16 protein-coding genes are annotated in these 10,391 nt (G+C 70.1%); 7 read left to right on the forward strand and 9 right to left on the reverse strand.

The genetic code is table 11. The annotated features are described in order from the left end of the window. Window positions 1-68 precede the first annotated feature (68 nt). A complete protein-coding gene (ubiG, locus tag O3139_RS00815; protein ID WP_269514999.1) occupies window positions 69-884 on the forward strand; it encodes a bifunctional 2-polyprenyl-6-hydroxyphenol methylase/3-demethylubiquinol 3-O-methyltransferase UbiG in 816 nt (271 codons plus the stop codon). 98 nt (window positions 885-982) lie between these two features. Then, on the forward strand, window positions 983-1,192 hold the full coding sequence (locus O3139_RS00820) for a hypothetical protein (RefSeq protein WP_269515000.1): 210 nt from the start codon (window positions 983-985) through the stop codon (window positions 1,190-1,192). Here the strand turns inward: O3139_RS00820 and O3139_RS00825 are convergent. Genes O3139_RS00825 through O3139_RS00845 form a run of 5 tightly spaced genes read right to left on the reverse strand, consistent with a single transcriptional unit; the run spans window position 1,189 to window position 4,056 of the window. Further along, a complete protein-coding gene (locus O3139_RS00825; protein WP_269515001.1) occupies window positions 1,189-1,695 on the reverse strand; it encodes a GNAT family N-acetyltransferase in 507 nt (168 codons plus the stop codon). The two genes, O3139_RS00820 and O3139_RS00825, sit on opposite strands and share 4 nt — an antisense overlap. Next, window positions 1,695-2,126 (reverse strand): DUF1178 family protein, encoded by a 432-nt coding sequence (locus O3139_RS00830; RefSeq protein ID WP_269515002.1) that lies wholly within the window; start codon window positions 2,124-2,126, stop codon window positions 1,695-1,697. Before O3139_RS00830 ends, O3139_RS00825 begins: the two co-directional genes overlap by 1 nt. Continuing rightward, complete coding sequence (locus O3139_RS00835) at window positions 2,123-2,959, reverse strand: carbon-nitrogen hydrolase family protein (RefSeq protein WP_269515003.1); 837 nt, start codon at window positions 2,957-2,959, stop codon at window positions 2,123-2,125. Before O3139_RS00835 ends, O3139_RS00830 begins: the two co-directional genes overlap by 4 nt. Beyond that, the gene (grxC, locus tag O3139_RS00840) at window positions 2,959-3,216 is read right to left on the reverse strand and encodes a glutaredoxin 3 (protein ID WP_269515005.1); all 258 of its coding nucleotides are present in this window, start codon (window positions 3,214-3,216) and stop codon (window positions 2,959-2,961) included. The genes O3139_RS00835 and grxC overlap by 1 nt, the downstream gene beginning before the upstream one ends. Before the next feature lie 33 nt (window positions 3,217-3,249). After that, window positions 3,250-4,056, reverse strand: coding sequence for a ComF family protein (locus tag O3139_RS00845; protein ID WP_269515006.1), 807 nt, complete (start codon window positions 4,054-4,056; stop codon window positions 3,250-3,252). On the opposite strand from O3139_RS00845, the gene O3139_RS00850 reads away from it, so the two are divergent. Beyond that, a complete protein-coding gene (locus tag O3139_RS00850; protein WP_269515007.1) occupies window positions 4,055-4,933 on the forward strand; it encodes a methyltransferase domain-containing protein in 879 nt (292 codons plus the stop codon). The two genes, O3139_RS00845 and O3139_RS00850, sit on opposite strands and share 2 nt — an antisense overlap. Here O3139_RS00850 and O3139_RS00855 read toward each other — a convergent pair. Both O3139_RS00855 and O3139_RS00860 read right to left on the reverse strand, forming a co-directional pair. Continuing rightward, window positions 4,930-5,388: an OmpA family protein gene (locus O3139_RS00855; RefSeq protein WP_269515008.1), complete on the reverse strand. Its 459-nt coding sequence runs from the start codon at window positions 5,386-5,388 to the stop codon at window positions 4,930-4,932. The genes O3139_RS00850 and O3139_RS00855 overlap by 4 nt on opposite strands. A gap of 83 nt (window positions 5,389-5,471) precedes the next feature. Next, window positions 5,472-5,819: a YMGG-like glycine zipper-containing protein gene (locus tag O3139_RS00860; protein ID WP_269515009.1), complete on the reverse strand. Its 348-nt coding sequence runs from the start codon at window positions 5,817-5,819 to the stop codon at window positions 5,472-5,474. Window positions 5,820-5,979: 160 nt separating this feature from the next. Between O3139_RS00860 and O3139_RS00865 the strand changes: the two genes are divergently transcribed. From O3139_RS00865 to O3139_RS00875, 3 genes are read left to right on the forward strand one after another with little or no spacing between them, the layout of a single operon-like run. Then, entirely contained in the window at window positions 5,980-6,336 is a 357-nt protein-coding gene (locus O3139_RS00865) for a hypothetical protein (protein WP_269515010.1), read from the forward strand. A 45-nt stretch (window positions 6,337-6,381) separates the two neighbouring features. Next, a complete protein-coding gene (locus O3139_RS00870; RefSeq protein WP_269515011.1) occupies window positions 6,382-7,353 on the forward strand; it encodes a diacylglycerol/lipid kinase family protein in 972 nt (323 codons plus the stop codon). 28 nt (window positions 7,354-7,381) lie between these two features. Then, window positions 7,382-8,239: a metallophosphoesterase family protein gene (locus O3139_RS00875; protein WP_269515012.1), complete on the forward strand. Its 858-nt coding sequence runs from the start codon at window positions 7,382-7,384 to the stop codon at window positions 8,237-8,239. A 152-nt stretch (window positions 8,240-8,391) separates the two neighbouring features. On the opposite strand, the gene O3139_RS00880 is transcribed toward O3139_RS00875, so the two are convergent. Together O3139_RS00880 and O3139_RS00885 are read right to left on the reverse strand one after the other, a co-directional pair. Further along, window positions 8,392-8,790 carry a hypothetical protein gene (locus tag O3139_RS00880; RefSeq protein WP_269515013.1) on the reverse strand — a complete coding sequence of 133 codons (399 nt, stop codon included), beginning with the start codon at window positions 8,788-8,790 and terminating at the stop codon, window positions 8,392-8,394. Beyond that, complete coding sequence (locus tag O3139_RS00885) at window positions 8,790-9,167, reverse strand: glycine zipper domain-containing protein (RefSeq protein ID WP_269515014.1); 378 nt, start codon at window positions 9,165-9,167, stop codon at window positions 8,790-8,792. Before O3139_RS00885 ends, O3139_RS00880 begins: the two co-directional genes overlap by 1 nt. A gap of 306 nt (window positions 9,168-9,473) precedes the next feature. Between O3139_RS00885 and O3139_RS00890 the strand changes: the two genes are divergently transcribed. After that, the gene (locus tag O3139_RS00890; protein ID WP_269515015.1) at window positions 9,474-10,367 is read left to right on the forward strand and encodes an aldo/keto reductase; all 894 of its coding nucleotides are present in this window, start codon (window positions 9,474-9,476) and stop codon (window positions 10,365-10,367) included. Window positions 10,368-10,391 lie beyond the last annotated feature (24 nt).

Here is a 10,391-nt window from a genome sequence, read left to right on the forward strand (position 1 = left end):
TGTCCGCGTCATCGTGGCGGAAATCCCCGTCTTGCATGGCGGGCGCAAAAGGGGTTCACCCTTGCGCCATGGCCGCTTCTAACGACCCCTTGTCCGGGCGCAAACCCCAAACGGGGCAAGACTTTGCCGATATCGCCACGAATCGCGCCGAGGGGGCCAGCATCGACCCGGCCGACGTCGCGCGCTTTTCAGCCCAGGCGGCGGAATGGTGGGATGCGCGCGGGCCGTTCGCGCCCCTGCATCGGTTCAATCCGGCCCGCCTCGCCTTCATCCGCGACCGGGTCGCCGAACGCTTTCACCGCGATCCGTCCAGACGGGAGGCCTTCGCGGGACTGAGCCTGATCGACATCGGGTGCGGCGGCGGCCTGATCGCCGAGCCGATGCGGCGGCTGGGGTTCACCGTCACGGCGATCGACGCCTCGAGCGAAAACATCGGCACTGCCCGGACCCATGCGGACGAACAGGGGCTCGACATCGCCTATCGCGCCGCCACGGTCGAACAGATGGAGGCCGAGGGGGCGGGGCCGTTCGACGTCGTTCTGGTGCTGGAGATCATCGAACACGTCGCCGATCCCGAGAGCTTCCTGCGCGCCTGCTCGCGGCGGGTGGCCCCCGGCGGCATCATGATCGTGGCCAGCCTGAACCGGACGCTGAAGTCCCTGGCGCTGGGCAAGATCGCGGCGGAATACATCCTGCGCTGGGTGCCGGCGGGGACCCACGACTGGCGGCAGTTCCCGAGGCCCGACGAGATCCGGAGAATGCTGTCGGCTGAACCCCTGACCGTCACCGGGCCGTTCGGTCTGGTCTATAATCCATTGACGGACCGGTGGAGCGAAAGCGCGGACGCCGACGTCAACTTCATGATGGTCGCGACCCGGGACTGAAGCGTCACCTTACCGCGAATTCACCTACATGACGGGATCGTAACGGGATTCCCGCAGGCCCGGGTGGCATCGGGAGGCTTCAAACCGTGGAGCTTCTCATGAAACGCCTTCTGATCCTCGCCAGCCTGTCTGCCGCCCTGATGACCACGGGCTGCATCACCGTGATCGACGCCGACAGCGACGACACGGCCTGGCACGGCAACAATGCCCAGCCCTTCGACGCCGCCCGCAACGAGTGCGACGAGCGCACCGACGGTCGCGACGCCTTCCGCGCCTGCATGGCCGAAAAGGGCTGGACCCGCAGCTAGGCGGTCGGCGCGACGTCCCGCGTCATGTAGCGGGCGTCCGGACCATAGCTGGCCAGTCGGGTCGCCATGTCCGGGGCTTCCCGGACCTCGAACCCATGACCGCGCCAGAATGCGGCGGCGTCGTTGACGGCGACCAGGGCGACGGTCGGCCATCGACCGGCCCTGGCCAGATCGACCACCGCCCGCACGGCCGGTTTCGACCAGCCCTGACCCCGGACCGCCGGGGTCAGGGCGAGGTCGTGCAGATACATGACCCCGGCGTCCGCCGGAATCGCCTCGATCAGGGTGTTCAGGGCCGGGGTCGCATCCACGCGCCAGGGATAGGCGACCAGATAGCCTTCCAGCCCCTGCGACGTCTGCAGCACCCGACAGCCCGCCGGACTGAGCGCCAGCCGGTTCGCGAAACAGTCCCGTCCCTCGAAATGGTCGGGAAAGCCGATCGCGGCGATCTCGACCACGCGGTCCAGATCGTCGGCGCGCATCGGCCGCCAGGCGGTCTGCATCAGTTGACCTTGGCGGGATCGATCGGCGCGGGCGGCAGCGCGGCGCAGGGCACGCCGTCCGCTTTCAGCGCCTTCACCTCGGCGGGCGTTGCCTCGCCATAGATCTCGCGTTTCTCGGACTTGCCTTCGTGAATGGCGCGGGCCTCGCGGGCAAAGGTGTCGCCGACATAGTCGAAATTCGCCTCGACGTGGCTGCGCACCTCGCGTGCGGCCTGCATCATCAGGGTCTGGACCCTGGCCATGTCCACGGCGGGCGCGGCGTTTCGCGTTCCGGCGACGGCGGGGGCCATGATCTGCTTCGATACGTCTCGCGATCCGCAGAACGGGCATTCGACCAGCCCCCGGGCGGCCTGGTCGTCATAGTCGCCGGACGACCCGAACCAGGCCTCGAACGGATGGTCGGCCTCGCATCTCAGGGCATAGCGGATCATGGCGCTGCGAACGCGCGGTCGTGCCGCAACTGGGGCACGGAGGCGCGCGCCGCCTCGACCGCCGCGAGGTCCAGCGTCGCATGCAGCACGGCCGGTTCGTCGTGATCCAGCCTGGCGATCACCTCGCCCCACGGTCCGACGACGATGGACCGGCCCCAGGTCTTGCGCCCGTCCTCGTGCATGCCGCCCTGGGCAGGGGCCAGGATGAAGGCGCCGGTCTCGATGGCGCGGGCGCGAAGCAGGGTCTCCCAGTGGGCCTCGCCGGTCGGGACGGTGAATGCGGCGGGCACGGCAATCATGCAGGCCCCCGCCCTGGCCAGCTGGCGGAAAAGATGCGGGAACCGCACATCGTAGCAGACCGTCAGACCCAGTCTGCCCCAGGGGGTTGCAGCCACACAGGCCCCGTCGCCCGGCCGGATCGACGCACTCTCGCGATAGGTCTCCCCATTGGCCAGATCGACGTCGAACACATGCAGCTTGTCGTAGCGCGCCACGATCGTGCCGTTCGCATCGATCAGCAGTGAGCGATTCGCCGCCCGGTCGTCGCCCGCATGGCCGGAGCGGACGATGGCCGACCCGATCAGCAGCCAGACGCCCAGTTCGGCCGCCAGATGCCGCAGGCCGATCACGGCCGCATCCTGATCCTCGTCGACGATCGCCAGCACCCGTCGATCCCGGCGCTGTTCCAGCAGGTTGGAGCCTTCGGGCGTCAGGATCAGCCTGGCGCCCCCCGCCGCCGCCTGGCGGATCAGCGGCTCGACATGCGCCAGGGCCGCGGTGGCCGTGGCGGGCGTCCGCGTCTGGATCAGGGCGATGGGCAGGCTGGATGACATCAGGTGGCCAGCAGGGGATCCAGACCGCCGCGACGGTCCAGGGCGCTCATGTCGTCGGCCCCGCCGATGTGTTTTCCGTCGATGAAGATCTGCGGGAAGGTGGCCTTGCCGCCGGCCTTCTCGACCATCTCGGCCTTTTTGGCCGGATCGTTGGAGGCGACGATCTCGGTATAGGCCGCGCCCTTGCGGTCCAGCAGCGCCATGGCCGCGTGGCAATAGGGGCAACCGGGCTTGGTATAGAGGACGACGTCGGCCAAGGCGAAACTCCGAAAAACTGAGGGGTATACGGCTTACTTAGGGACTTCGCGCGCCGTTCGCACCCTTGCGATGACGGCCAGATCGACGGCGCGGGCCCCGCCGTCCAGAAGGGCCTTCGCGCAGGCCTCGGCCGTCGCCCCGGTCGTCAGCACGTCATCGATCAGCAGGATGCGCCGCCCCCGGACACGGCGCGCGCCCGCCGCTGTCAGGGTGAAGGCCGATCTGACGTTCAGCCGCCGTCCGCGCGCGCTGCGGCCGCCCTGGGATTGCGTCCGCGTCGTGCGCAGCAGGGCGTCCGGCAGATAGTCCCGCTGCGCCGACCGGGCCAGGGGCCGGGCGATCTCCGCCGCCTGGTTGAACCGGCGCGCCAGCAGCCGCGTGGGATGCAGCGGGACGGGGACCACGGCATCAGCCTGGTCGATCAGCGGCGCGGCGGCGCGACCCAGCCAGCGGGCGAACAGGCCCGCGAACTGCTGCTGGTCGCCATGCTTGAACTGCAGGATCAGGCCGCGCGACGCCGCGTCATAGACGCAGGCCGCCCGGCAGCGCGAAAACCGGTAGGGCGAGGCGAGGCAGGCCGCGCACCGGTCCGAGGCGAACTCGCCGCCGTCGTATTCGAACGCCGCGCCACACCCGTCGCAGACGGGGTCCTCCAGAAAGACGACGCGGCTCCAGGCCCCCGCCGTCAGCCCCGCCGCCTGCGTCGCTTCGAGCCTGTCGTGGGCCATGGGGGGCAGGACCAGATCGGCCAGACTCCGCCCCAGACCGGTCAGTCCGAGCACCGCGCGCACACGCGCCGCTTCCCAACGCGCGCTCCAGTCCCCATCCTGAAGGTTCATGACCGCCCCCGGCCCCCCCGTCATCTTCGATCCTGCGCGCCGCGCCCTGCGGCTGGCGCGATCAGCGCCCCTGTTCGCCCGGGCCGATTTCCTGCATCGCCGGGCGGCAGAGAACGCCGTCCTGAGCCTCGAAGCCACCTTGCGACAGTTTCCGGTCGTCGTCGACCTGTCGGCCCACCCGGGCGTGTTCGGCACCGTTCTCGGCGACAGCGACGCATCGGGACGCGTCGGCCGGCCGGCGGTTCTCCGGGCAGATCCGGCTGCTCCGGGTGCCAGCCCGCTGGACCTCGCGGACGCATCGACCGATCTGATCGTGTCGCTGATGACCCTGCATTGGGCCAACGACCTGCCCGGCGCGCTCAGCCAGATCCGGCGCGCGCTGAAGCCCGACGGGCTCTTTCTCGGCACCTTGCTGGGCGCGGGCACCCTGAAGGAGCTTCGCGCCGTCCTGACCGAGGCCGAGCTGGCCGAACGGGGCGGGGCCCAGGCACGCGTCTCGCCGTTCGCGGACGGGTTCGACGGTGCCGGCCTGTTGCAGCGGGCCGGGTTCGCCCTGCCGGTCGCCGATGTGGACCGTCTGACGGTCCGCTACCCGGACCTGTTCGCCCTGATCCGCGATCTGCGCGCCATCGGCGAGACCAATGTCCTGGCCGGCACTACCCGGCCGCTGACACGCGGCATCGTCGCGCGGGCCGCCGCGCTGTACGCCGGGCGATACGGCGAGCCGGACGGCCGGATCCCCGCGACCTTCGAGATCGTCAATCTGGCGGGCTGGGCCCCGCACGAGGGTCAGCAGAAGCCCCTGCCGCGCGGTTCGGCCAGGGTCCGCCTCGCCGACGCGCTGGGCGTGGTCGAGCACGGACGCGGCAAACGCTAGAGCGGCACCGCCTCGACCAGGACTTCGGTCCGGCGCCGCAGGGGTTCCTGAACGCCATCGGGACTGACGGCGCCCGTGTCCCCCGCCGCCGAAATTTCGAACGCCGGCGCGGGCCAGCCGGCGGCCGTCAGGGCCTCGGCCACCGCCAGGGCCCGGCGCTCGGACAGGTCCTGGTTTGTATCGGCGGCACCGGTCCCGCTGGCCAGGCCCAGAACCTTGACCGATGTGATCCGGCAGCCCTGCAACTGGGTCGCCGTCAGGCCGATGGCCTCCAGCGCCGGGCTGGTCAGTCGATCGGCCTTCTCGTTGAAATAGATGTCGAATCGCCTCGTGGCACAGGCACCGGGGGTCGTGACGAGCGCGTCGCGGTCCATGACCCGGGGCTCCATCGCGCACGCCGACAGGCCGACGGCAGCCACGCCCGCCGCCAGAAGAGCCCTGTGTATCGTGATCATCGCCCTGTTTCCCTGTGTTCGCGCAAGCAAAGGGCGGCCCGTCGCCTGACGAGCCGCCCCGAAAGTCTTCGATCCGTCAGGGCCTAGTAGCGGCGCTGACCGTTTTCCCAGTAACACTCGTTCTGGTTGTTGTCGTAGCAGTAGTAGTACTGGCCACGGTTGTCGCGATAGCGTTGCTGGTTGTTGCGGTCGGCCTGGGAGCCTCGCACTGCGCCGACGGTGCCGCCGATGGCGCCGCCGATCAGGGCTCCGGTCGCGGCGTTGCCGCTGCCGACGTTGTTGCCGATGATGGCACCGGCCACGGCCCCGATGCCGGCGCCGATCGCGCCCTGGCGGACGGTCTGGTTGGAGGTGCTGTTGCCATAGGGGTCGGTCGCGCAGGCCGATGCGAGCAGGCCGGCGAAGCCGATCGCGAGAATTGCCGTCTTCATGGATGTGTCCTTCATTCCTGATGTTCGCCCCGAGAGCGAGAACGCTGGATTATGGCCCAGGTTCCGCGCCTATGCTCGACGTTAACGATGGCATAGGCTGCAGCGGGCCGCGCAAGGGGCGCCGGTTTCGAACACGTCAGCGTTTGTGAGGGGTTTTTCGATGCGTTTTCCTGAGCCGGTCCGGATGTCGGACGATCATGCCAGCCCGGTCTGGGCCCGCACCAAACGCCGGTCGGGCGGCGGGGGCGGTGGCTTCGTCGGTCTGCTGGTCACGCTTCTGGCCCTGTTCGGCGTGTTGACGGCGGTTCTGGGCATCAAGGAACAGTCGCTGGCCAAGGGCGGCGCGCTGATGGACGGCTGGATCACCGCCGGCGTCACCTCCGCCAAAGGCCTGGTCGGCAAGGCCCCGGAAGCCGCCGAAGGCGCGGCCGACAAGGCGGGTGCTGCGGCCGAAAAGACCGGCGACGCCCTGCAGGCCGGTGCGGCCACCACGGCCGAAGAGCTCAAGAAGCAATAGTCACGCTTGGCCGGAACGCGGGCTGGACAGGCGCGTTCGGGCGTGATGACCGACACCATCACGCCATCGCCCGTGCCCGTCGACCTGCCCGAAGCCGCGCCAGACGCGGCGGTCGCCGAACCGCGCGCCCTGACGCCCCATGTCGCGATCTCGCGCGTGGTGATCCTGGTCAACACCCTGTCCGGCTCGGTCGGACCCAGGGCGGTCGCCGAGGTCGAGGCCATCATGGCAGACTATCCCTGCGCGGCCGAGATCGTCGAACTGGTCGGCGCCACCATGGACGCCCAGATCGATCAGGCCCTGGCGTCGAACCCCGATGTCCTGTTCGTTCTGGCCGGAGACGGCACGGCACGGGCCGCGGCCTCCCGGGCGGGGCCGAAGGGACCGCTGGTGGCCCCGCTGCCGGGCGGCACCATGAACATGCTGCCGAGGGCGCTCTATGGCACCGGCGACTGGAAGCTGGCGCTGCGCGAGGCGCTGGAGAACGGCTCGCCGCAGTGCGTGTCGGGCGGCATGGTCGAGGGACAGTCCTTCTATTGCGCCGGCATCTTCGGATCGCCCGCCCTGTGGGCCCCCGCGCGCGAGGCGATGCGGACCGGCAAGCTCAGCCTCGCCTGGACCTATGGGCGACGCGCGCTGAAGCGGGCCTTCTCCGGCAAGATTCGCGTCGAACTGGACGGCGGCAAGGTCCGTCGAAGCGAGGCGCTGGCGCTGATCAGCCCGATGATCTCCAGGGCGATGGACGAGCCCGTGGGCCTGGAAGCCGCCGCCATGGACCCGGCCGACGCGGCCCAGGTCTTCCGCCTGGCGGCCAATGCCCTGTTCAGCGACTGGCGTCAGGATCCGTCCGTGGTCACCCGGCCGGCACGGAAAATCCGCATCCGCGCCCGCTCAAGGATTCCGGCCGTGCTGGACGGGGAGCCGACCCTGCTGCATCACGACACCATGGTGACCTTCATTCCAAAGGCCTGGCAGGCCCTGGCCCCCGATCCCCGTCCTCAGGGCGAGGCTGTCTGATGCGGCTGTCCGCCCGGGGAACCGCCCGGTGAAGACCGGCCGCCTGCTGCAGTTTTCCGACGTCCATTTCGGCGTCGAACATCCCCATGCCTGCGCCGCCGCGCTCGATTACGCCCATGCGACGCCCAGCGACCTGATCCTGATCACGGGCGATATCACGCAGAAGGGTCTGCCCGCCGAATTCGCCGCTGCCGGGGCCTGGATCCGGGCGATGCCGACGCCGCGCTTCGTCATCGTCGGCAATCACGACGTGCCCTATTACAGCCTGGGTGCCCGCCTGTTCCGGCCGTGGAAGGCGTTCGAGGACGCGACCGGTCATCCGGCCCACGACGGCGAGTTCATCTCCGACAGCGTGATGGTGCGCGGCGTCGTCACCGCGCGCGGCTGGCAGGTCCGGGCCAACTGGTCCAAGGGCGTGATCGATCTGAACCAGACGCGCCGCGCGGCCGAGGCCCTGCGCCAGGCCCCGGTCGGCGCGCTCCGCATCCTCGCCTGCCATCATCCGCTGATCGAAATGATCGGCACCCCCATGACGGGCGACGTCAAACGCGGCGACGCGGCGGCCGGCATCTTCGCCGAGGCGGGCGTGGACCTGATCACCACGGGCCATGTGCATGTGCCCTTCGCCCTTCCGATCGACCTGTCGGACCGTTGCTCCTACGCCGTCGGCTGCGGGACCCTGTCCCGGCGCGAACGCGGAACCCCGCCCAGCTTCAACCAGATCGAGTGGTCGGCTCACGAGATCGTGGTGACGGCCATCGCCTGGGACGGCCAGAGGTTCAAACCCGCCCAGAGCTGGCGTCTGCCCCGTCGTCAGGACACCCGGCACACGGCATCCGCTCCCGATCCGGCGACGCCGGGCGCCCTGGAAGCGGCCATGAGCTGAAGCCGGAAAAAAGCCGCGACCCGGGAGGATCGCGGCTTTGGGTCGTCTGGCCCAGAGTCGGCGGGCGATCCCGGTCCGCCTCGAACCTGACATGAGCGAGGGCATGATTTCGGCCGGACCCGCGACGGCGGTCCGCCTCGAACGATCAGACCCTAGCGGCGGCGGTAACGGCCGCTGGACTTTTCGGTGAAGGCCGCCGCCACCATGGTGGCCAGCGCGGGATTGCGCAGGAAGATCCAGCCCCCGGCCAGGGCCGCGACCGTGCCGAGGATCGGACGGCTGCGGAACAGGGCATAGGCCCGGCCGCCCAGACCTTCCGGCTCAAGCTCTTCTTCCTCCTCGAACGCACCGCCGACGCCCAGGAAGATCACCGCCACGATCACGGCGACCAGGGCGAAGGCCCCGGCCGTGACCGCGGCCGCGCCCAGCGGCGGCAGCACGAGGGCGAGCGCATAATAGAGCGTGGCCCCCAGGGCCACGACGGCGACGAAGGCGCAGCCGGCGACCACGAAGGCCGCCGCCAGTTTTTTCACAAGCCCCTTGCCGATCATCAGCGGCGACGACCGGCCAGCAGGAGACCCAGCACCACGCCGACGCCCAGGGCGATGGCCGTGGACTGAACGGGGCGCTCCTGCACCCGCTCGGTGATGTAGCGCTGCGCTTCGTCGAACCGTTCGGAGGCGTCGTCGTAATACTCGCGGCTGCGGACGCGGGCCTGGTCGTAGTAGCCGCGGGCCTGCTCGCGCAGTTCATCGGCGCGCTCGCGCAAGCGGGCGTCGGCCTCTGCGGCCTTTTCGCGCAGGCGAGCCTCGGTTTCCGCGGCCTTGGCCTTCAGCCTGGCGGCTTCCTCGCGCGCGCCAACCTTCAGGTCCTCCTTGAGGGTGTTGAGGTCGTTCTTGATGTCTTCACGCGCCTTGCTGGTGGACATGATCCCACTCCGTTGATGCAGCTTTGCCATAAATAGGGGGCTTGTCGGCTGAACGCCACTGCTCTGTGCCGGTTCCGCCGCATCGCAGCATTCGGCGGGGAGAGAGGCAGTAGGCAGTGGGCAGTAGGAGCGGGCTGGTCCGGTTGCCGTGCGTCGCATGCACGATCCGCGCGGGCCGGTCGAGGTACCCCACTGCCTGTTGCCTATCTCCCCCACTCCCTGCCAGCGACTGCCGTTACCCCGGTAACACTCCGTAAGGGTCTCCCTCAGCCTCCCTTAAACTTTCGCGGTCACGATCGACCGGTGATGTCCTCCTCCTGTCCCTCTCCGGTCGCGAAACTCGCCCTGGCGGTCGTGACCGAGCCCGAGCGCGCCCTGCCCGCGCCGGCCGGCGCGCGCGAGGAGGCGATGCGCACCCTGCTGCAGACGGCGGCGGATTCGGGCATCTCGATCATCGCCACCCGGCCGACCGGGGATGCGGAGCGTCTTCTGGGCCAGGCCTGGCCCTTCCCGTCCCCCTTTGCCGTCACCGTTCGCACCGTCGCCCTGTCGGAAGGACTCGACCGGCTCGAGGCCCGCGCCCGACGGTCGCTGGAGCGGATGGGTCTGCCGCGCGGCGACACGCTTCTGGTCTCGGGCGCGACCGATCTGGCCGGCGCCGAGGGCCGGGCCCTGTGGGACCGGATGCTGGCGCTGAAGGATCGCGGCCTGTACCGTCGCATCGGCTTCCTGGCGAACCTGGAGGATGGCCCGACCCTGCTCGCGCGCCGCTACCAGCCCGATGTGGTCCAGATCGCCTGCAACATCCTGGACCAGCGGCCGGTGACCGAAGGGGTCCTGTGCGACCTGGCCGGCATGGGCGTCGACGTCCATGTGTCATCGGTCTTCGCCCGCGGCCTGCTGTTCGCCAGCCGCGAGACCCTGCCCGCGCATCTGGCCGACCAGGGCGTGGCCCTGTCGCGCACCCGCCGTCGGCTGGCCGAGGCCCGCATCGACCCGATGCAGGCCGCGCTGGCCTTCTGCCTGGGTCTGCCGCCCGTCACGGCCGTCGTGGCCAGTGTGGCCTCGGCCGCCGAGCTGCGCGCGGTCCTGGCCGCCGCCCACGCCCCCCGGCCCGATCTGGACTGGGACGCACTGGCCCTGTCGGAGCCGGCCGCGCTCTCGACGGGCCCCCGGGACCGCATCAGCGACGCTGCCTGATCCGGCAGGGTGAGAGTCGCCGCG

The sequence above is a fragment of the Brevundimonas subvibrioides genome (assembly GCF_027271155.1).
GTDB lineage: Bacteria > Pseudomonadota > Alphaproteobacteria > Caulobacterales > Caulobacteraceae > Brevundimonas > Brevundimonas subvibrioides_D.